This window comes from Nocardia arthritidis, assembly GCF_011801145.1.
GTDB classification, from domain to species: domain Bacteria; phylum Actinomycetota; class Actinomycetes; order Mycobacteriales; family Mycobacteriaceae; genus Nocardia; species Nocardia arthritidis_A.
This window is the reverse complement of the sequence record NZ_CP046172.1, coordinates 1,875,023-1,895,851: the sequence shown is the minus strand read 5'-3', so window position 1 is coordinate 1,895,851 and position 20,829 is coordinate 1,875,023. Positions and strand designations below refer to the sequence as shown.

Annotated in this window: 17 protein-coding genes; 8 read left to right on the top strand and 9 right to left on the bottom strand. The window is 66.6% G+C overall.

The genetic code is table 11. The features are described 5' to 3' along the window. Positions 1 to 6: 6 nt before the first annotated feature. From F5544_RS08515 to F5544_RS08500, 4 genes are all read right to left on the bottom strand, one after another. The gene (locus F5544_RS08515; RefSeq protein ID WP_167472679.1) at positions 7 to 423 is read right to left on the bottom strand and encodes a roadblock/LC7 domain-containing protein; all 417 of its coding nucleotides are present in this window, start codon (positions 421 to 423) and stop codon (positions 7 to 9) included. Then, a complete protein-coding gene (locus F5544_RS08510) occupies positions 420 to 1,787 on the bottom strand; it encodes a sensor histidine kinase (protein WP_167472678.1) in 1,368 nt (455 codons plus the stop codon). Before F5544_RS08510 ends, F5544_RS08515 begins: the two co-directional genes overlap by 4 nt. Before the next feature lie 203 nt (positions 1,788 to 1,990). Continuing rightward, positions 1,991 to 3,499 (bottom strand): glycerol kinase GlpK, encoded by a 1,509-nt coding sequence (gene glpK, locus F5544_RS08505; protein WP_167472677.1) that lies wholly within the window; start codon positions 3,497 to 3,499, stop codon positions 1,991 to 1,993. 271 nt (positions 3,500 to 3,770) lie between these two features. Beyond that, on the bottom strand, positions 3,771 to 4,535 hold the full coding sequence (locus F5544_RS08500) for an IclR family transcriptional regulator (protein ID WP_167472676.1): 765 nt from the start codon (positions 4,533 to 4,535) through the stop codon (positions 3,771 to 3,773). 313 nt (positions 4,536 to 4,848) lie between these two features. On the opposite strand from F5544_RS08500, the gene F5544_RS08495 reads away from it, so the two are divergent. Genes F5544_RS08495 through F5544_RS08485 form a run of 3 tightly spaced genes read left to right on the top strand, consistent with a single transcriptional unit; the run spans position 4,849 to position 8,948 of the window. Beyond that, a complete protein-coding gene (locus tag F5544_RS08495) occupies positions 4,849 to 5,646 on the top strand; it encodes an MIP/aquaporin family protein (protein ID WP_167472675.1) in 798 nt (265 codons plus the stop codon). Positions 5,647 to 5,688: 42 nt separating this feature from the next. Then, positions 5,689 to 7,209 carry a glycerol kinase GlpK gene (glpK, locus tag F5544_RS08490; protein WP_167472674.1) on the top strand — a complete coding sequence of 507 codons (1,521 nt, stop codon included), beginning with the start codon at positions 5,689 to 5,691 and terminating at the stop codon, positions 7,207 to 7,209. 56 nt (positions 7,210 to 7,265) lie between these two features. Then, on the top strand, positions 7,266 to 8,948 hold the full coding sequence (locus F5544_RS08485) for a glycerol-3-phosphate dehydrogenase/oxidase (protein WP_167472673.1): 1,683 nt from the start codon (positions 7,266 to 7,268) through the stop codon (positions 8,946 to 8,948). Positions 8,949 to 8,996: 48 nt separating this feature from the next. Here the strand turns inward: F5544_RS08485 and F5544_RS08480 are convergent, their stop codons facing one another. The 5 genes from F5544_RS08480 to F5544_RS08460 form a co-directional block, all read right to left on the bottom strand. Continuing rightward, positions 8,997 to 9,635 carry a hypothetical protein gene (locus tag F5544_RS08480; RefSeq protein ID WP_167472672.1) on the bottom strand — a complete coding sequence of 213 codons (639 nt, stop codon included), beginning with the start codon at positions 9,633 to 9,635 and terminating at the stop codon, positions 8,997 to 8,999. Positions 9,636 to 9,826: 191 nt separating this feature from the next. Continuing rightward, entirely contained in the window at positions 9,827 to 10,150 is a 324-nt protein-coding gene (locus F5544_RS08475) for a hypothetical protein (RefSeq protein WP_167472671.1), read from the bottom strand. Then, on the bottom strand, positions 10,135 to 11,034 hold the full coding sequence (locus F5544_RS08470; RefSeq protein WP_167472670.1) for a saccharopine dehydrogenase family protein: 900 nt from the start codon (positions 11,032 to 11,034) through the stop codon (positions 10,135 to 10,137). Before F5544_RS08470 ends, F5544_RS08475 begins: the two co-directional genes overlap by 16 nt. Then, positions 11,031 to 11,549, bottom strand: coding sequence for a universal stress protein (locus F5544_RS08465; protein WP_167472669.1), 519 nt, complete (start codon positions 11,547 to 11,549; stop codon positions 11,031 to 11,033). Before F5544_RS08465 ends, F5544_RS08470 begins: the two co-directional genes overlap by 4 nt. A gap of 82 nt (positions 11,550 to 11,631) precedes the next feature. Continuing rightward, on the bottom strand, positions 11,632 to 12,315 hold the full coding sequence (locus F5544_RS08460; protein WP_167472668.1) for a TetR/AcrR family transcriptional regulator: 684 nt from the start codon (positions 12,313 to 12,315) through the stop codon (positions 11,632 to 11,634). 112 nt (positions 12,316 to 12,427) lie between these two features. On the opposite strand from F5544_RS08460, the gene F5544_RS08455 reads away from it, so the two are divergent. The 5 genes from F5544_RS08455 to F5544_RS08435 all read left to right on the top strand — a co-directional run bounded on the left by F5544_RS08455 (position 12,428) and on the right by F5544_RS08435 (position 20,820). Further along, positions 12,428 to 14,701: an MMPL family transporter gene (locus tag F5544_RS08455; protein WP_167472667.1), complete on the top strand. Its 2,274-nt coding sequence runs from the start codon at positions 12,428 to 12,430 to the stop codon at positions 14,699 to 14,701. Positions 14,702 to 15,059: 358 nt separating this feature from the next. Further along, positions 15,060 to 15,899 (top strand): ParB/RepB/Spo0J family partition protein, encoded by an 840-nt coding sequence (locus tag F5544_RS08450; protein WP_167472666.1) that lies wholly within the window; start codon positions 15,060 to 15,062, stop codon positions 15,897 to 15,899. A gap of 272 nt (positions 15,900 to 16,171) precedes the next feature. Next, positions 16,172 to 17,236 (top strand): 3-oxoacyl-ACP synthase III family protein, encoded by a 1,065-nt coding sequence (locus F5544_RS08445; RefSeq protein WP_167472665.1) that lies wholly within the window; start codon positions 16,172 to 16,174, stop codon positions 17,234 to 17,236. Between the two features lie 2 nt (positions 17,237 to 17,238). After that, positions 17,239 to 18,120, top strand: a complete 882-nt coding sequence (locus F5544_RS08440) for a hypothetical protein (RefSeq protein WP_167472664.1) — start codon at positions 17,239 to 17,241, stop codon at positions 18,118 to 18,120. A gap of 30 nt (positions 18,121 to 18,150) precedes the next feature. After that, positions 18,151 to 20,820: an aminotransferase class III-fold pyridoxal phosphate-dependent enzyme gene (locus F5544_RS08435; RefSeq protein WP_167472663.1), complete on the top strand. Its 2,670-nt coding sequence runs from the start codon at positions 18,151 to 18,153 to the stop codon at positions 20,818 to 20,820. Positions 20,821 to 20,829 lie beyond the last annotated feature (9 nt).

Below are 20,829 nucleotides of genomic sequence, written 5' to 3'. Positions count from 1 at the left end.
TCCCGGTCACCGTGTGCCCGCGCCGGTCACCCGGGGCGCGGCGGACAGATGGTCGCCGAGCTGTTCCACCAGCTCACGCATGTTGTGCCCGACCAGGCCCGCATCGGCCTCCTCGGCGGCGATCACCGCGATATGCGCGCCCCTACCGGCCTCGACGATGAACAGGATGCCGCCGTAGAACTCGGTCATGGATTGGCGCACACCGCTGCGGCCGTCGCCGAATTCCACCGACGCACCGTGCGAGAGGCTCTGGATGCCCGCCGCGATGGCGGCGAGTTGGTCGGCCTTGTCGACGCTCAATTCCGGTGTGTGGCAGATCTTCAGGCCGTCGCTGGATAGCAGCAGGGCATGCCGGGCGTGCGGAGTCCGGGTCAGCAGTTGTTCCAGTAGCCACGTGAGTTGGGCCGGTGCGGACGTTGTCATCGATCGTTCTCCACGGTCGGGGGCGGGGCGGATGGCGGCGGATCGCCCGCGTCGCGGCGCGCCATGGCGCGCTGGAACGCGCCCAGCGCCGCGGGTTTCGCGGGCGCGTCGACCGGGTCGGCGACGGCACGCGGCGCGGCGAGGCCGTCGGGGTGCACCGCGGCCAGCGTGCTGCCGCGGCGGCGCTTCGGCAGCGTCGATTCGGCGGTGGCGAGGGCGGGCACCGCGACCGGTTCGGGGGCGGGCGCCTGCGGCGGCGGGGTGAGCGCGGCCATCGGGCCGGTCTGCGAACGGTCCAGGCGGGCGGTGAGATCCCTCGGCACCACGACGACCACCGCGGTGCCGCCGATGGCGGAGGGCCGGTAGGAAACGGTGAGGCCGTGTTTGCGCGCGAGGTGGCCGACCACCGCGAGCCCGAGCCGGGTTCCGGTGAGCGAGGACAGGTCCGATGCCGCGGCGCCGCCGCCGGACACCGCCGATTCCGCACGGCGCAGCGCGGATTCGCTCATCACCAGGCCGCTGTCCTCGATGGTGAGCACAACGCCCGCGGGCACCTCCGCGGCGTAGACGTGCACTTCGGTGGTGGGCGGCGAGAAATTGCACGCGTTGTCGATGAGTTCGGCGAGCGCGTGCATGACGCCCTCGGCGGCGTGGCCCGCGATCGCGATCTCGGCGATGGCGCGCAGCCGGACCCGCTGATAACCGGCGACCCGGCCCATCGCGCCGCGCAGAATCGATTCCATCGCAATCGGTTTGGCCCAGCGGCGGCCGGAGCGCGCGCCGCTGAGCACCGCGATGCTGTCGGCGAGGCGTCCGGCCTGCGCGGTGCGGTGATCCAGGTGCAGCAGGTCGGCGAGCACCTTGGGGTCGGCGTGCCGGTGCTCCATCTCGCGCAGTTCGGCGAGCATGCTGGTGGTCATGGCCTGCATCCGGCCCGCCGCGCCCGCGAACGCGGCCATCGCGGCGGCCCTTCGGCTTTCGCTGTCCTTGGCCGTCCAGGCGTGCGCCTGGGCCGCCTCGTTCGCGGCGGCGATCGCCTCGTAGGCCGCGGTATTCGCGGTGGCGATGGTCTCGTTGGCGGCCGCGACGCTGTCAGCGGCCTCGGCGACCGATGCGGCGGCGACCTGTTTCGCCCGCACCGCCTCGCCTCGGTAATAGACGGCGGCGGTTATGGTGGCGCACAGCACAATTGCGGCAATCCCCGAACCGATGGCCAGCGGTAGGCGAAAATCGGCCGGTGCCAAGAACACCGAGACCAGCACGATGACCGCGGTGACGGCGGCCGTCGTCGTCAGCACCGAATAGGGTAGGCGCGCGGCCGGCTCCCCGGATTCGCCATCCGGCGGATTCAATGACTGTGACAAGTTCCGCACTTCCGCACTCGCGCGCACCAAAGGAAAACGGGTAATCCCTTGGGCCCGTTCCAATTTCCCGGGTCAGCTCGGCAGCCCACGCCAAATACGCGGACCGACAGGCAGTTTCGAATCTCGCGCAAGAGCATAACGTTTCGGACACGGCATCGCCACTTGGGTTCTTCCCACACCCGGCGTGGCGCGCGAGTTTTACGTCAACGGTTCTTGCGCCGCACCCAGCCGAAGGTGAGTGCGACCGCGCGCTGCCAGTTCTCGTATTCGTCGGCGCGCTCGCGCGGATCCATCCGCGGCGTCCACTGCGCGGCGGGCCGCCAATTGCGGCGCAGCCCCTCCAGATCCGGCCAGTAGCCGACGGCGAGTCCGGCCGCGTACGCCGCGCCGAGCGATACGGTTTCGGCGACGAACGGGCGCACCACCGGGATATCGAGTACATCGGCGACGATGCGCATCAGCAGGTTGTCCGCGGTCATTCCGCCGTCGACCCGCAGCGTGCGCGCCTGCAGCCCGGAGTCGGCGTTCATCGCGTCGACCACCTCGCGGGTCTGCCACGCGGTGGCCTCCAGCACCGCACGAGCCAGATGCCCCTTGGTGATATAGGAGGTGAGCCCGACGATCACGCCGCGCGCGTCGCTGCGCCAGTGCGGCGCGTACAGCCCGGAGAACGCGGGCACGATATAGCAGCCGCCGTTGTCTTCGACCGTCGCGGCGAGGGTTTCGATCTCCGGCGCGCTGGCCACCAAACCGATATTGTCCCGGATCCATTGCACCAGTGAGCCGGTCACCGCGATCGGCCCTTCCAGCGCGTACACCGGTTCCCGCTCGATCTGATAGCCGATGGTGGTGAGCAGTCCGTGTTCGGAACGCACCAGTTCGCTGCCGGTGTTCATCATCAGGAAGCCGCCGGTGCCGTAGGTGCATTTGGTTTCCCCACGCGCGAAACAGGTTTGCCCGAACAACGCGGCGTGCTGATCGCCGAGCGCCGCCGCGATCGGGATACCCGGCACCACGGTGCTGGTCTTTCCGTATGGCGCGGTGGACGCCTGGATTCGCGGCAGCATCGCCTCCGGAATTCCGAAGAACGCCAGCAATTCCGAATCCCACTGGAGAGTGGACAGATTCATCAGCAGCGTGCGGCTGGCATTGGTGACATCGGTCAGGTGGACGCCGCCGTCGGCGCCGCCGGTGAGATTCCAGATCAGCCAGGTTTCCATGGTGCCGAACAGCACCTCGCCGCGTTCGGCGCGGTCCCGCAGGCCCGCGCTGTTGTCCAGCAGCCAGCGCAGCCGCGGCGCGGCGAAGTAGGTGGCCAGCGGTAGGCCGCATAGTTCCCGGATACGTTGCGCCCCAGGTTTTTCCGCGAGTTCGCTGACCAGTTCCTCGGTGCGCACGTCCTGCCAGACGATGGCGCGGCGGATCGGGACGCCGGTGCGGCGGTCCCACACCACGGTGGTCTCCCGCTGATTCGCGATACCGATGGCCGCGACCTGATCGGCGGTGATTCCGGAATCGCGCAGCGCCTGCGGCACAATGCGTTCCACATTGCGCCAGATCTCCATCGCGTCCTGCTCGACCCAGCCGGGTCGCGGATAGCGCTGCTGATGCTCCCGCTGGGCCACGCCCGCGAGGCGAGCGCGTTGATCGAACAGGATGCACCTGGTGGAGGTGGTGCCCTGATCGATCGCCAGCACATACTGTTGCGCCATCTGTTTTTCGCTGCCTCTCTGTCGGCGATCCCGTCGTCCCGGCTCGGTGGCGATCCGTCGTCCGGATGTCGTCCAGTCGGCTTGGTCACAATTCGGCCAACTCGGCCGAAATTCCGCTATTCCGACGCTGTCACGATTCCGTCGTTCGTGCGGGCGCGGGGGCCCGGGCGATTTCGTTGGGAACTGTCTGAAATTATTTGCTGGCCAACTGGTTTCGCCTGTAACTCCGAATTCGCCGGAAGGACGGAGGTTGCGCCGATGCGGTGCGCCGTCACTGCCCGGCACCGAGGTCGCGCGAAATCGACTGTGCCGCACTGCGGACCTGGCCGATCAGCGGCTGTCTGAATCGTAATTGACTGTCGCACAAACGATCTACCGTTCCGCTGATCCCGATCGCACCGACCACCAGACCACCGTGGCTGCGGATGGGCGCGGCGATTCCGGCCTCGCCCGGCCGGAATTCCTCGGTGTCGCCCGCCCAGCCGGACTGGCGGACCGCGGCCAGCGCCCTGGTGAGCGCGGCCCGATCGACGATGGTGCGGCGGGTCAGCCGGACGAGTTCGCTGCCGCGGACCGCGGCGGCCAGTTCGGTGTCGTAGGCGAGCAGCACCTTGCCGAGCGCGGTGGCGTGTGCCGGGAGCTCCTCCCCCACCTCCAGCGCCTGTTCGCTGTTGTCCGGCCGGAAGACATGGTGTACGACGACGACCGCGTCAGCCACCGACGCGGCGATCCGCACCGCCTCGCCGGTGCGCGAGGCGAGGGCGTCGGCCCAGTTCAGCGCCCGGGACCGCAGCTCATTGGCATCGAGGTAGCTGGTGCTCAGGCTCAGCAGGGCGGTGCCGAGCCGATATTTTCCGGTGCCTGGGTCCTGGTCCACGAAGCCGACACCCTGCAAGGTTCGCAGGATTCCGTGGGCGGTGGGCTTCGCGAGGTCGAGCGCCGCGGCGATATCGCCGACACCGAGCCGGCCGGAGCCGCGGGCGAGCAGCCGCAGCACGGCCGCGGCCCGTTCGATCGATTGGATCGGTCCAGGCATGAGCGGTCAGTGCCCCCGGATACGACAGGAGGCGAAACCGAACAGCATGTGCGGAAACATAGCCGGATCCTGTTCATTCGACAATGTCGAACACGCGGTAACCGCACAGCAACACATTCGATACCACCAAACACAGTGTGAGCCACGCCATAGGCGACTCCAAGAGTCCGGACTTTAGCGGGCCATACATCCCACCTCTACCGAAAGCGTTCGACATTGTCGAACGTGTCCGCTGTCCGCACCGGTAATCCGGTCGTAACGTCAGCCTCGACTCGGCCGCGATGGTGCGGCTGCTTTAAACGGAGGCTCAACGGTGAACTTCGGCTCGATCTTCCTGAGCGAAACACTAGGCACGGGAATCCTGCTGCTGCTCGGCGCCGGCGTGGTCGCGAACGCGTTGCTGAACAAGTCGAAAGGTTTCGACGGCGGCTGGCTGATGATCAATTTCGGCTGGGGGTTCGGCGTGCTCGCCGGGGCCTACGTCGCCTATAAATCGGGCGGCCACCTCAACCCCGCGCTGACGATCGGCATCCTGGCCAGCGGCGCGGATCAATACGCACCGGGTATCGACGTCACATTCGCCAACACCGTCGCCTATCTCGGCGGGCAAATGTTCGGCGCGTTCCTCGGCGCGGTCGCCGCCTACCTCGCCTACAAGCGGCATTTCGACGCCGAACCCGACGCCGCCAAGAAGCTCGGCGTCTTCTCCACCGGCCCCGAGATCCGGGCGTACGGATGGAACTTCCTCACCGAGGTGATCGCCACCTTCGTGCTGGTCTTCGGCATCCTCGCCTTCGGTCACACCCAGACCGGCCTCGGCCCGCTCGCCGCCGCGCTGCTGGTGGTCGGCATCGGCGCCTCGCTCGGCGGACCCACCGGTTACGCCATCAACCCCGCCCGCGACCTCGGGCCGCGCATCGCGCACGCCCTCCTGCCCGTCAACAAGACCGCGCCACAACGGGTTCCGGTCGCCGCGGGTAGCGCGGAGCTGCCCGAGAACCCGGGCGCGCCGAACCGCAAGGACTCCGACTGGGGCTACGCCTGGGTGCCGGTCCTCGGCCCGCTGGCGGGTGGCCTGCTGGCCGGCGTCGCGGCACACTTCTTCTTCTGATTTCCCTTCTCTCCCTTTGCTTTTCCTGAAAGGACTCGAGTCATGAGTCGGTATGTCGGTGCCATCGACCAGGGCACGACCAGCACCCGTTTCATGGTGTTCGATCACGGCGGCAACGAAATCGCCCGCCACCAACTGGAACACGAGCAGATCCTGCCGCGCGCGGGCTGGGTCGAGCACAACCCCACCGAGATCTGGGAGCGCACCCGCGCCGTCATCCAAACCACCCTGACCCAGGCGAATTTGGATGCGAGCGACCTGGCCGCGGTCGGCGTCACCAACCAGCGCGAAACCACCGTGGTGTGGAACCGCAAGACCGGGCGGCCGTACTGCAACGCGATCGTCTGGCAGGACACCCGAACCGACAAGATCGCCGCCGAACTCGAGCGCGCCGGCCACGGCGAAACCATCAGGCGCAAGGCCGGTTTGCCGCCCGCCACCTACTTCTCCGGCGGCAAGCTGCGCTGGATCCTCGACAACGTCCCCGGCGTTGCCGCCGATGCCGAACGCGGTGACGCGATCTTCGGCACCACCGACAGCTGGCTGCTGTGGAACCTCACCGGCGGCGTCGACGGCGGCGTGCACATCACCGATCCGACCAATGCCAGCCGCACCATGCTGATGGACCTGGAGACCTGCGACTGGGACGACGAACTGCTGGCGATCTTCGGGATTCCGCGGGCCATGCTGCCCGCCATCGCACCGTCCTCGAATCCCGGACTGTTCGGCACCACCCGGGCCGACGGCCCGTTCGGCGGCGCGGTGTCGCTGGCCGGCGTGCTCGGCGATCAGCAGGCGGCCACCGTCGGCCAGGTCTGCTTCCGGCCCGGCGAGGCGAAAAACACCTACGGCACCGGAAACTTCCTGCTGCTCAACACCGGAACCGAAATCGTGCGCTCGCAGCACGGCCTGCTGACCACCGTCGCCTACCAGTTGGGCGAGGCCAAGCCGGTGTACGCGCTGGAGGGCTCGATCGCGGTCACCGGTTCGGCCGTGCAGTGGCTGCGCGACCAGCTCGGCATCATTTCCGGTGCGGCACAGAGCGAATCGCTGGCCCGGCAGGCCGAGGACAACGGCGGCGTCTACTTCGTGCCCGCCTTCTCCGGACTGTTCGCGCCGTACTGGCGCTCGGATGCGCGCGGCGTCATCGTCGGGCTGTCCCGGTTCAGCAACAACGCCCATTTGGCCAGGGCGACACTGGAATCCATCTGCTACCAGACCCGCGACGTGGTCGAGGCGATGCAGGCCGATTCCGGTGTGAAACTCGAGACGCTGCGGGTGGACGGCGGCGTCACCGCCAACGAACTCTGCATGCAGTTGCAGGCCGATTTCCTCGGCGTTCCGGTATCGCGGCCGGTGGTCGCCGAAACCACCGCGCTCGGCGCCGCGTACGCGGCCGGTCTCGCGGTCGGGTTCTGGCGCAATACCGATGAGCTGGAACAGAACTGGCAGGAAGCCAAGCGCTGGGAGCCCACCTACACCGAGGAGCAGCGCGAAAAGGGCTACGGCCGTTGGAAGAAGGCCGTCGAACGCACCCTCGACTGGGTGGATGTCGACGACTGACCGGAATCACCCGGTAGCCCAGAACGTTCTATTGATTACGAAGCAAGGAGATCACAGTGTCCGCACGATTGGACTCCACTTACCGCGCCGCGGCGCTGAACGCGCTGGGTGACAACGAAATCGATGTGCTGGTGATCGGCGGCGGCGTGGTCGGCGCCGGCGCCGCACTCGACGCGGCGGCCCGCGGCCTGACCGTAACCATGGTCGAGGCAAGGGATTTCGCGGCGGGCACGTCCAGCCGCTCCAGCAAGCTGATCCACGGCGGCCTGCGCTACCTGGAACAGCTCGACTTCTGGCTGGTCCGGGAGGCGCTGCAGGAGCGCGGCCTGCTGCTGCGCAAGCTGGCCCCGCACCTGGTGCGCCCGGTGCCGTTCCTGTTCCCGCTGCAGCACCGGGTGTGGGAGCGCGCGTACATCGGCGCGGGCGTCGCGCTGTACGACACCATGGGCGGCGCCAGGGCCCTGCCCATGCATCGGCACCTGACGCGTTCGCGGGCACTGGAATTGGCGCCCGCGCTGCGGCACGACGCGCTCACCGGCGCGATCCGGTACTACGACGCGCAGGTCGACGACGCGCGCCACACCATGACCATCGCCCGCACCGCCGCGCGGCACGGCGCGACCGTACTCACCCGCACCAAGGTGACCGGCCTGCTGCGCGAGGGCGAGCGGGTGGTCGGCGCGCAGGTCACCGATCTGGAGACCGGCCACGAATACACCGTGCGCGCACGCAGCGTGATCAGCGCGACCGGCGTGTGGACCGATGAGATGAACCGGATGACGGGCGTCGAATTCCCGTTCCACGTGCGCACTTCCAAGGGTGTGCACATCCTGGTGCCGCGCGAGCGCCTCGATCTCGACAGCGGTCTGATCATGCGGACCGAGAAGAGCGTGCTGTTCGTGATCCCGTGGGGCGCGCACTGGATCATCGGCACCACCGACACCGACTGGGCGCTGGACAAGAACCACCCGTCGGCAAGTCAGGCGGATATCCGCTACATCCTCGATCACGTGAATTCGCTGCTGCGCGAACCGCTCACCGAGGCCGATATCGTCGGCACCTACGCGGGGCTGCGGCCGCTGCTCTCGGGCGCCTCGTCCAGCGACACCACCAAGCTGTCGCGGGAACACGCTGTCGCCGAACCGGTTCCGGGTCTGTTCGTGATCGCGGGCGGCAAGTACACCACCTACCGGGTGATGGCCGCCGACGTCGTCGACGCCGCCGTCAAGGGCTTCGGCCGCGCGGTGGCGCCGTCGGTCACCGATAAGCTGCCGCTGCTCGGCGCCGTCGGCTACCAGGAACTGGCCGAGGACGTCGCCGGTGTCGCCGCGCGCGCCGGACTGCCGACGGCCACCGTCGAACATCTGCTCGGCCGTTACGGTTCCGCGATCGCCGACATCTTCGAGCTCATCGAGGGTGACCGGGCGCTGGCTGAAACACTGCCCGGGGCCGAGGAATACCTCGCCGCCGAGGCCGTGTACGCCGTGACACACGAGGGCGCACTGCATCTCGACGATGTGCTGACCCGACGCACCCGCATCTCCATCGAGGTGGCCGATCGCGGTCTCACCGCCGCGCCGGTGATCGCGGAGCTCATCGCGCCGCATCTCGGTTGGGAGGCAGCGGATGTCGAGCGCGAGGTGACCCGCTACCGGGACCGCGTGCAGGCCGAGCTTGCCGCCAACGAGGCGGCCGACGACGTCACCGCGAATCAGGCCCGCTTGGTCGCGGTAGCCTGACGCCGTGCCCGATCCCGTTGGTGGTCAACGGGATCGGGCTGGTTCCGGTCAGATCTGCGGTTGCGGCTGATGTGCCGCGATCCCGTGCTCGTAGTCGAGCCTGGCCGAAAACTTCGCTATCTCATACGGATTCGTGTACACCGCGAGCGAATTGTTCTGCGCCTTGAATCCCGGCGCCTGCTTCGCCTTGCCGAGGGCGATGCCGATGCCCTCGCCGGAGCTCGACCAGTTCGTCGAACCCTCGAAGGCGACGATCCCGTCCAGCACACCGCCTTTGGTGTGGCTGATCTGATGGGTCGCCGACTGTCCCACCGCGAAATCCGCCGCGAACACCGCCGGATCCTTCGCCGTATCGGAGGCCAGGATCTGCTTCTCGTGCACCCCGTTGGCCTGTGACTTGTCGAGGGTGACCTGAACCATCACCGTCGGATCCTGCGCCAGCCCGAAGATCAGATCGTTCAGCTCGTCATCGTCGTAGCCGAACATATTCATCTTCACGCTCAACCGCACCCGGCTGAACAGGTGCACCAGCACCCCGTGCACATCGTCGCGGCCGACATAGAACACCCGGAAATCCGGGCTGGCCGTCACCCCGAACTCCCCCTCCCGCGTGTACTGCGCGAGATCGTCCAACGTGAACGTCTGCAGCGTGCCGGTCCCCGCCGCCACGCCCTGTGTAGTGGCCACAGCTGTACTCCTGTCGAACTCCGACTGTCCCCACCGCTCAGCGATCACCCGGCACGACTTTCGTGTGCTCAAATATCGCCACCCACCCAACCCGCGTTAACCAGCCGATTCGGTCCCGCCGATGGAATCTCGCGGGATCATTCCCCGTACCGAGGCAAACAGCCCGTATCGAGGGAGCTGCGCCCCAACGTTCAGGCCGCGAAGAAGGCCGTGAGGAGGGAGACGCGGAGACTTTCGCGGTTTTCGTCGGGGGTGGCCCAGGAGCGGGTGGTGGCGGTCATGGCGTCGGGGGGCGGGTTGCCGATGCAGTAGGGGGCGAAGCCGGCGAAGAAGTCCTTGGGGTCGAGGAGGGTTTCGGGGGTGTGGACGCCTGGTTTGGCGTCGGTTCGGTCGGCGAGCAGCAGGGCGGCGACGGCCAGTGGGACGCCGGTGTTCTCGGCCATGCCGGCGCCGGGGGCCTGGGCGAGAGCCGTTGCGACAGTGGCTTTTTCACCACCCTTCAAACCGGTGGCCACGGCGAACAGCGGGGCAGGGCGCCCGGTTTGATGAGACCCGATGCGGGCAGCAGAGGGACGATGCGATGCGCGACGGCGGCGGCGCGGTCGACCGTGAACAGCTTTGCGCCGACCGCCCAGCGCAGCAGATGACATACGCCGATGAACAGGTTGTCCGCGACGATGGCGTTGGTGTTGCCGCGCAGTTCCGGGAAGGCCCGGTCGAGGGTGACCGCCTCGGGATGCCCGAAGCTCCATGCCACACCGCGCCCGATGCCCGGGTAGTCGATCCGAATCCGTTCCAGCGCAGGGCGATCCACGTGGACGCCGTCGCAGACCACCCTGATGCTGCCGCTGATCTGGTGCATGCCGTGCACGAAGGCGGCGCTGGGGCCGTCGTCGGAGACCGCCGTGCGGGCGTCCTCGGCGCTCCACGCGGTGACGATGCTGTCCACGGTGTCGAGTTCACGCGCCGCGGTCACCGCGAGCATATTGGCGACACCCGGACTGCTACCCATTCCGACCAGCGCGTAAATACCTGCCGCACGGGCCTTTTCGTCCATCGCCAGCATGGCCAGCGTCGGCTCCCAGTCGTCACAGATATCGATGTAGTTGCGTCCGGCGGCGATGGTCGCGGCCAGAATCGGTTCGCCGAAGCGGAAATACGGGCCGACGGTGTTGAGCACCAGATCGCAGTCGGCCAGTGCGGCGCGCAGCGCGAGTTCGTCGGTGACATCGAGCCCGATGCCGGAAGCCTTGGGGCCCAAGGTTTTCGCGAAGTCCGCGGCACGCCGGGCATCCAGATCGGTGAGCACGAGCCGATCGACCGCCGGTGCGGCGGCGAGTATCCGCGCCGCGGACTGTCCCATCTGCCCGGCCCCGCCGAGCATCAGGATCCTGGTCATCGCGCCACCTCGTCCCCGGCCAGCGGCGAACAACAGCCGAAGCGCCCGCGGGGCCGGACCAGCAGCACGTCCGCCTCGGAATGGTTGGCGACGGCGTGACCGACCGGCCCGACCCAGTCGCAGACCGCGCTCGAGCCCGCTTCCCTGTTCCCGATAACCATCAGGTCAGCCTCGTAATCCGTTGCCACACTGAGCAATCCGTCACGGGGTGTACCCGGCACGGCGAACGGCGTTATCCGTTCGACCCCCAGCGCCTCGGCATGCCCGACCGCCGCCTGGAGGATGGTGTCGACGGCCGCGGTGACCTGTAGTAGATGTTCGGCGTCCTTATACGATCCGATCGGGGAATGTCGATCCGCCCCGTATGCCCGGTCGTACGCGCAGGCGATGACCAGTTCGGCCCGCGCGACCCTGGCCAATATCGCTGCCCGCCGTAGTGCCGCGAACGAGCTCGCGGAGCCGTTGGCCCCGACGACGATCGTGCGGTACGGGTTAGAAGATTCCCCTGAAATCATGCCGCCACCCCAAAAATTTAGACAGTGACTATCACGTAACCGGTGACTCTACGCCTCCGGCACCGTAACCTGCAAGTGACTTTCAGGATTGTCCGGGAGTGTCCTTGGGCCCTAGATCGGGCGGCGGAAACGACAGGACCGCCTCGGCACTGCGGGTAAGCGCCTCGATCACATAGGTCAGCGCATCCGCGAGCGGCAGTTCGAAACCGGTTTCCCCCCAGTAGTCGAGCGCGGCGTCGAAACCCCAGGCCGCGATGGCCGCGAGCAGCCGGACATCCAGATCGCCCGCGCCGCGGCCGATGCGCTGCGCGATCACCGCGCGCAGCACGCCCTCCAGCTGCCTGGTCTGCCGGGCCAGGCCGTCGCGCACATCGGGTTGACTCACCACATATCGCATCCGGCGGCGGATGCGCTCCTCGTCAGCGGCCAATTCCTGCACCAGCGCGGGCACCGCCGCGCGAATCATGCCGACGAACTCCGCCGGCGTCACCACCTCGCCGCCCTCCTGGGCGAGCAGCTCGATGAATTGCGGGTCGTATTCGTCCCACAGGATCAGCGCCTCCTTCGTGCCGAAGTAGCGGTAGATCGAGCTGGGGGACACATTGGACGCGGTGGCGATCTGCTCCACCGTCACATTTCGAAAGCCGTGCTCATCGAAGAGATCAAGGGCGACGCGCTGGATCTCGCGCATGGCGTGCAATTTCTTGCGCTCCCACACCGAACCGGTCGCCTTCGACGTGGGCGCGTTCAACTCTGAACGGGTCACCTGCCACAGCTTACCCAGCGCCCCGGCGAAACAGAAAGTGACTTGCAGGATTCCGCGAACCGCTCGTAGACTCGCGGACAGCTGGGAGTCGCTTTCAGGCGGGAGATGTGCGATGGCACAACTGGATTCGGTACTGGAGCGGGCCGAATCGGCACGCCGGCTGGGCTTCGGTTATCGGTGGGGCGCCTTCGTCGCGGCACATTGGCGTGTGGCGCTTGGTATTTGGGCGGTGCTGCTGGTGGCCTGCGCGATCTGCGTTCCCATTCTCGAAAACCGGCTGCGGGCACCGGATTTCACCGTCGATTCGGCGGAATCGGCGGCCGCGCGCACGATTCTGACCGATCACTTCCCGAGTATCGGCGCCGAGCAGGACGTCATCGTCTTCGACGGGCACGGCCGCGCGGTCGAAACGCCGGAATATCGCGAGCTGATCACCAGGGTGCTCACCGCGGTCCGCACCACACACGGGGTTTCGGACGCGATCGGGCCGCTCGACGGCGCGCCGATGAACCTGCTCGCCGACGATCACAGCTCCGCCATCGCCATCGTCAGCCTCGACGGCAACGAGACGCGCCGCGGCGAGATCGCCGAGGAGCTGACCTCGAAATTGCACAAATACAGCTCCAGCATGATCTACGTCGGACTCACCGGGCACTCCCCGCAGCAGAACGATCAGATCGAGGTGGGCGTCGAGGATACGACCAAGGCCGAATCCATCGGCATGCCCGTCGCGCTGCTGCTGCTCGTGCTCGCGATGGGCGCGGTGGTCGCGGCGGTGGTGCCGGTCGGCGTCGCGGTGGCCGGTATCGCGGGCGCGTACGGGCTGATCTTCCTGCTGTCCACGCTGTTGCACTTCGACACCCTGGTGCTCGCGGTCGCCACCATGATCGGCACCGGCGTCGGCATCGACTATTCCATGTTCCTGGTGAGCCGATTCCGAGAAGAGTTGGCGCACAGCGAGATAGCGGACAAGCGCACGAAGATCACACACGCCGTCGCGGTGACCATCGATACGACGGGCCGCAATATCCTCGCCTCCGGGCTGATCGTGATGATCTCGCTCGGCGCGCTGTTCGTGGTGCGGGTGCCGATTTTCCGCGCCGTCGCGGGCGGAGTCGCCGCCGCGGTGGCCGCCTCGCTACTCGTCTCGATGACGCTGCTGCCCGCGGTGCTCTCGGCGCTCGGCAACAGAGTCAACGCGGGTTCGCTGCCCGCCGCCTTCCAACCGCCCGATACCCGCGACGGGAAATCCCGCGGCGGCTGGGAGCGCTGGGCGCACGGCATCATGCGGCGGCCGGTGGTCTTCGCCCTGGCCGCTACGGCCGCGCTCGCCGTGCTCGCACTGCCGCTGACGGGGGTGAAGTTCGGCCTGGACGCGGGCGTGCAGGCACTGTCCCAGCAGCCGTCGGGTAAGGCGACCCAGGTGATCGAGCAGAAATTCGCGAGCGGCCTGCTCGCGCCGCTGCAAATCGTCGCGACCACCGCCGACACCGGCCCGCTGAACGCCGATCAGGCACAGCGCGCACAGGCGTTCTTCAACAAATTGTCAACGGACCCGCGCATCGCCCAGGTGCTGCCGGAAACCGCCGACGGGCGCACGGTGGCCACCGTCATCCTGCGACCGGCATTCGATTCCCCGGACGCCACGAATCTGGTGAAATCACTGCGCGCCGATGCGCGGAAGGTCGCCGAGAACGACGGGCCGACGCTACGGATCGGCGGCGCGACCGCCGAATACGTCGACTTCGGCGCGGAAATCACCGATAAAACGCCACTGGTATTCGGACTCGTTTTGGCGATGTCACTGATATTCCTGATCATTGTTTTCCGGAGCGCGCTGCTGCCCATCGAGGCGATTGTGATGAATTTGATCGCCATCGCCGCGGCCATGGGCACGACCGTCGCGGTATTTCAATGGGGTCTCGGCGAATCTCTATTCGATTTCCACAGCCGCGGATTCATCCAGGTATTCCTGCCGACCGTTGTTTTCGCGACGCTCTTCGGACTGTCGATGGATTACGAAGTTTTTCTCATCGGGCGCATAAAGGAAATATGGGACATGGACCGGGACAACGAGCGCGCCGTCGCCGCCGGACTGTCCCACACGGCGCGACCGATCAGCACCGCCGCCGCCATCATGGTCGTCGTCTTCGGCAGCTTCGTGACCGCACATGTGTTGGAGGACAAGCAGATCGGCTTCTCCCTCGCGGTCGCGGTCGCGATCGACGCGGTCTTGGTCCGGCTGGTGCTCGTGCCGGCGCTGCTGCGGCTGTTCGGCCCATGGAATTGGTGGCTACCACAATGGCGGAGAAAAGGATTCTTCTTGCCAAGTGGAACCGTTAACCGAAAAGTCGTCTTGCTGAAACGGAAATCCGAGCATGTGTGATCTTGTTCACATACGGAACGGTTCGTTGTCCAGCGCTTTTCGCATATCCTGAGCTGACTGTCACGTTTGTGCACGTTTCCTGGCGTCGCCGTAATCAACATGCAATAATTCTTCACGACAGCGAGTGACGAGCGGTTCGGCCCACTGGGGTGCCCACGTTGTGCTTGAGCTCGGTCTTTTCGATCTCTCGATGAGATACGACTGGGGCGTGTGGCGAAATGGCTAGCGCGCGCCCGCGCAGGGGTGATTCAGCATGAATGGACAGTCAGCCGGTACCGGAGGACGGCAACCGGCGGGGCGGGAAAATGCTGGTGTCGTCGATTATCGTCAAGCGATCGGCAACACCGTTCCGATTACCGTGAACGGAATCTCCGACGAGGTGGTGGAGGTTCCCATTGATGCGGTCGAAAGCAGCGAGTTTCTGCGGGTACGCGCGGTGGACAGCGGTCACGCGGAACTGCTCGCGCAAACCGATGGACCACTGCCGCCGATCGTCGTCCACCGCGACACCATGCACGTCATCGACGGCCTGCACCGATTGCAGGCCGCGAAATCCAAGGGACTGCGCGCGATTCCGGTGCGCTTCTTCGAGGGCAGCGCGGAGGCGGCGTTCGTGCTCGCGGTCCAGTCGAATATCGCGCACGGACTGCCGCTCTCGCTGCGCGACCGCAAGGTCGCCTCGCTGCGGATCATGCTGATGTACCCGGCGTGGTCGGACCGCAGGATCGGCGTGGTGACCGGGCTCGATCACAAGACCGTCGGCGCCATCCGCCGCCGCGCGGCTGGGGAAATTCCCCAAACGCCTACCCGGTTGGGCCGCGACGGACGGGTTCGCCGACTTCGCGAGACCAGCACGTCCCGATCTGGGGATCAGCGGCGCGCCGGCGCGCACCACCCGAGCCGGGCGCGCGCCGAATCCGATGCGGATGCTGCGGCCACCTCGCTCATTGATCGGCTGCGTCGCGACCCGTCGCTGCGCCTGTCCGAGACCGGGCGTCAGGTGCTGCGCTGGCTCGACGCCGCACCGCGCAGCAAGGCCGAATCCGTAGAGCTGGCAGGACAATTGCCTGAGCACTGCCTGAACCTGATCCACGAGATGGCCCGCCAGAACGCACAGAGCTGGCAGGGTTTCGCGGCCATGATCGGTGATCGGCTGGAGGCTCGGCTCAGCGCGATCGCGCCGGCCGCAGGCTCATAGGAATAACTTGCTCAGTTAATCGATGGCGCGACCGATCCATGATCGGCCGCGCCTCTCGGTAATTTTTCCGGTCCGACGCGGAGAATATCGTCGCGATCCGGTAATTCGCCGTGCGCGGACCATAAATTCTCATTGGTCGGCACGGTATTTTTGCATGCCCATCGATAAAACCACGAAAAGGACTTTTGTCACATCGAAAGTTGACTGTTCTCGCGGGCCTGTTGAACGATTGCCCAGAAGGCCATCGAAAAGCCTGGAATGGAGCTGCGCTGATGCCATCGGTAAAAGAAAAGAACACCAGGATCGAATCGATCGGAACCTATCTTCCGGCAACCTCGGTCTCGACCGCCGAACTCCTGGACAAAATCGAGACCCGCGCCGCGCCGCCGATCGAGGCCCTCACCGGCGTCCGGCAGCGCCGGGTCTACGACCGTTCCGCCGACGGCTACGAGGATTCTTTCGTGCTGGCCACCCGCGCCGCCGAGGATGCACTGACCCGATCCAGGTACCGCGCCGAGGATCTCGACGTATTGATCTCGACCTCGATAACCCGCCGCAGGGGTCCGGACCGGTTCAGCATCGAACCCGCCTTCTCCGGCCTGATCGCCGACGGTATCGGCGCGAAAAACGCGGCGACCTTCGATATCGGCAATGCCTGCGCGGGCATGGTCACCGGGGTCATGGTGCTGGACCGGATGATTCGCCAGGGCCTTGCCCGCACCGGGATGGTGGTGAGCGGTGAGCAGATCACCCCCATCGCCGAGACCGCGGTGCGGGAGATCACCGAGCAGTACGACCCGCAGTTCGCCTCGCTCAGCGTCGGCGACGCGGGCGCGAGCGTGGTGATCGATACCGCGACCGATGACGCCGATGTCATCGATTACGTCGACCTGATGACCTCGTCCGGTTACGCGGAATTCTGCCTCGGCAAACCCAGCGATAAAACCGAGGGCGTCGCGATGTATACCGACAACAAGTCGATGCACACCGAGGAACGTTATTTGCAGGGAATTCGCTGGTATCTCGATTACCTGCGTGCCCGGGGCACGAAGATAGAAGAAGAGAAATTCGACTTCATACTCCATCACCAATTCAGCAGCCGGGCGCTGGACTATATCAACGCGCTGCTGGAACGGGAGTCCGGCGTGCCCGCGCCGACCAGCCTCACCGTCATGGAGGACTTCGGCAATACGGCGTCGACCTCCCATTTCGTGGCACTGCACGAACATTTGAAACGGGGCACCATCGCGCCGGGTTCGAAAATTCTGGTCATCCCGTCCGCGTCCGGGATGGTCTACGGCCACATGTCCCTGCGAGTCTCCGCACTGAGGAGCTGATCATGCGCATATCCATATTCGCCTCGGCCGTCGTCCCGGAATCCGACGCGCTCGGCTCGATCGACCGCTCGACGCTGGCCGTGCGCCAGTGCCTGGCCAGGGCCGGTGTCGACCCGAGCGAGGTGGATCTGCTGGTGAACACCGGCATATACCGCGACGACAACCTGATGGAGCCGGCCATCTCGGCGCTGATCCAGAAGCACGCGGGCATCAACCTGTCCTATGTCGGCCAGCCGGCGCCCGCGCTGTCCTTCGACCTGATGAACGGCCCGTGCGGATTCCTGGACGCCATCGAGGTGACCACCGCGACGTTCGGCGCCAAGGATGCGGGAGTCGGCGTCATCGTCTCCGGCGACGGGCATCCGGCCCGCACCACCCCGCAGGACGTCTACTTCCCCTATCTGCCCGCAGCGGCGGCCGTGCTGGTGAAGCCGAGCACGGACGAATCCGGCTTCGGCCGGGTGTACCGCGCGAGATCCGTTGCGCCGCAACGCCCGGTGGGCTTCATCCCGCTCACCGCGATGGGCACCGAGGGCCGCAGCACGGTGATGGTGATCCCGCCCGAGGAGTCGGCGCTGGAGCGCGGGCTCGAGATCGCGATCGATGCGGCGCAGCGCTGCTTGACCGAGGAGCGGATCGATCCGGCACGCACCGTGCTGCTGTCCGCCGAGCCCCGGCCCGGTTTCGCCAAATCCGTTGCCGCCGCTGTCGGTATCGATCGCTACTTCACCCCGGAAACCCCGGGCAACCCGCACAGCGCGGCATTGCCCTTCGCCTACCGCGCCTGGCTCGACGAGGACGCGCCCGGCACCGCGGAACACGCGCTGTTCCTGGCCGCCGACGGTCATTCCGTCGCAGGCTGCGCCCCCTACCGACTCCCTTGAACCGCTTGAACTTTCAGGAGATAGACGACAATGTCCAATGATTCGCGGAAACTATCCGACGCGCTGACCAAGCCGGGCCTCGCCGCCGTCGAAGCGGGCAGGCTGCTCTGGTGGACCGGATTCTACGGCGCGCGCTACGCGCTCAGCGGCGCCCGTAAGAAGGGCGAGACCGGCCAGGTCACCGCGGCGAAACTGCTGCGCGGCTACCTGCTCAACATGGGCCCGCTCTACATCAAGGCCGGACAGGTGCTCGGCACCCAGACCGGCCTGCTCCCCCGCGACGCCACCGAGGAATTCCGCTCCTTCTTCTCCAACCTGCCGCCGATGAGCCGCAAGGATCTGGAGGAGACGCTGCGCACCCAGCTGCGCGCACCGGTGAATCAGCTTTTCGCACACTTCGATTGGCAGCCGGTCGCGGTCGGTTCGGTGGCCCAGGTGCACCGCGCGGTGCTCAAATCCGGTGAGACCGTCGCCATCAAGGTGGTCAAACGCGGTGTGGCGGAACGACTTCAGGCCAGCGCCACGGTGCTCGGCGCGCTGCTGAACACCGCGCACGCGCTCATTCCCGCGGTCCGAAAGCTCGACGGCCCAGCGAATTTCAACGAGCTGCGGCCGTTCGTCACCGGGCAGTGCGATATGCGGGCGGAGGCCAAGCGGCAGCGCGCCATCGCGGAGAACTTCAGCTCGCATCCGTACCTGCGGGTGCCGCGGGTGCTCGAGGAGTTCTCCACCGACCGGGTGCTGGTGATGGAGTACATCGACGGCATCTCCGGTGAGGACGTCGACCTGATCTCGCCGGAACTGCGCCCGGATCTGGCCCGCCGCATGCAGGACGCCTTCGACACCATGGCCTACTTCCACGGCCTCTTCCACGTCGACCCGCATCCGGGCAATGTCATGTTCCGCGAGGGCGGCGAGATCGTACTGCTCGACTTCGGCCTGGTCGGCGAGCTGAACGAGGACGACAAGTGGGCGCTGGCCGGGTTCTACTTCGCCTGCACCCGCGAGGAGTGGGACAAGGCCGTGCTGCGGTTCACCAACGCCTTCCTCGAGGAGCGCGGCGACCTCGACAAGCACTGGGACGCCTACGCCGAGGATATGGCGGGGATCCTGCGGCTGTACTTCCTCGAGCAGACCGACAAGTGGTCGACGATGTCGTTCTTCGACGACGCCATCGCGCTGTTGAACAAGTACGGCGCCCGGCCGACCACCCGGTTCACCCTGCTCTCGCTGGCCTTCCTAACCGGTGAGGGTTTCGTATCCGTCGTCGACCCGCAGATCGACATCTGGGCCAACGCGCGCCGCTTCAACGACCGCTACTCCCCCTACATGAGCGAGGACCTCGCGGCCCGCTTCGAGGAGGAGATCGGGTCGATGAGCCCGGCCTCCATCGCGATCAAGGACAATCCGGAGCGCGCGCTCATCGCGCCGACGCACTTGGACCGCTACGTATTCCCGAGCCAGTTCCCGATGATCATCGAGGAGGCAAAGGGTTCCAAGGTCCGCGATATCGACGGCAACGAATACATCGACCTCTCTTGCGGTTACGGACCGCATATCCTCGGCTACGCACCCGAGGTCGCGGTGGAGGCGATTCAGAAGGCGGCGGCCAAGGGCGCGGTCAACGCGATGGGCAACCGCGGGGAACTCGATCTGGCGGAACTGATTTCGGACGCGTTCGACCCGCTGACCAACGTCATCCTCTGCAACTCCGGCACCGAATCGGTGCAGGTCGCGCTGCGGCTGGCGCGGGCGCACACCCGTCGCGACCGGATCGCCAAATTCGAGGGCCACTACCACGGCTTCACCGATCAGGGCACGGTCAGTTCGTGGTTCGTGTTCAGCGGCGAGAAATACAAGCCGCGGCCGATCAATTCGGCGGGCGCGCAGCGGGCCGTCACCGATCGCACCGTGCTGTTGCAGTACGGGCACCCGTCGGCGTTCGAGACCATCGCCAAGCACGCGGACGAATTGGCCGCGGTGATCATCGAGCCGATGCCGGGCGCCACCCTCGAATACGACGCGGTGTTCCTGCAGCAGCTGCGCGATGTCTGCACCGCCAACGGCATCGTGCTGATCTACGACGAGGTCGTCACCGGATTCCGGGTGCATTTCGGTGGGGCACAACATCTTGCGGGCGTGCGGCCGGATCTGACCTGCCTCGGCAAGATCATCGGCGGCGGGCTGCCGTGCGGTGCGGTGGTCGGGCGGCCCGAGGTGATGGAGCGCGGCCGGACCACCGGCGACCCGTTCACCGATATCGACGAGCGCGCCTTCGTCGGCGGCACCATGAGCGGTAATTCGATCACCACCGCCGCCGGGCTCGCGGTGCTGGAATACCTTGGCGGCCATACCGAAATCTACGCGGAGCTGGACGCGAACACCCGCAGGCTGATCGCCGACCTGAAGGCGACCACCGACGAGCGCGGTATCGCCTGCAAGATCAAGGGTTCGCATTCGATGTTCAACATCGCCTTCGACTACGCGTCGCCGAAGCTGGTGCGGGACAAGATCGCCGGCACCAACATCAAAGCGAGTATCGCGCTCGCCTACTACATGCGCCCGCACGGCGTGTACTTCCCGGAACTGCACGGACTCTTCCTGAACGCCGCGCACACCTCGGCCGACCTCGATCACATCGCGGAGGCCTTCGCCAAGTGTGTCGGTGAGATGGAAGAGCACGGGCTGTTCCTGGCCTGAGGCACGGAG

Excerpts from the sequence above, each read along its gene's own strand:
- glpK (WP_167472677.1), bottom strand. The coding sequence starts at position 3,499 with ATGGCGCAACAGTATGTGCTGGCGATCGATCAGGGCACCACCTCCACC.
- F5544_RS08455 (WP_167472667.1), top strand. The coding sequence starts at position 12,428 with ATGGCACAACTGGATTCGGTACTGGAGCGGGCCGAATCGGCACGCCGG.
- F5544_RS08465 (WP_167472669.1), bottom strand. The coding sequence starts at position 11,549 with ATGATTTCAGGGGAATCTTCTAACCCGTACCGCACGATCGTCGTCGGG.
- F5544_RS08445 (WP_167472665.1), top strand. The coding sequence starts at position 16,172 with ATGCCATCGGTAAAAGAAAAGAACACCAGGATCGAATCGATCGGAACC.
- F5544_RS08515 (WP_167472679.1), bottom strand. The coding sequence starts at position 423 with ATGACAACGTCCGCACCGGCCCAACTCACGTGGCTACTGGAACAACTG.
- F5544_RS08470 (WP_167472670.1), bottom strand. The coding sequence starts at position 11,034 with ATGACCAGGATCCTGATGCTCGGCGGGGCCGGGCAGATGGGACAGTCC.
- F5544_RS08500 (WP_167472676.1), bottom strand. The coding sequence starts at position 4,535 with ATGCCTGGACCGATCCAATCGATCGAACGGGCCGCGGCCGTGCTGCGG.
- F5544_RS08440 (WP_167472664.1), top strand. The coding sequence starts at position 17,239 with ATGCGCATATCCATATTCGCCTCGGCCGTCGTCCCGGAATCCGACGCG.
- F5544_RS08435 (WP_167472663.1), top strand. The coding sequence starts at position 18,151 with ATGTCCAATGATTCGCGGAAACTATCCGACGCGCTGACCAAGCCGGGC.
- glpK (WP_167472674.1), top strand. The coding sequence starts at position 5,689 with ATGAGTCGGTATGTCGGTGCCATCGACCAGGGCACGACCAGCACCCGT.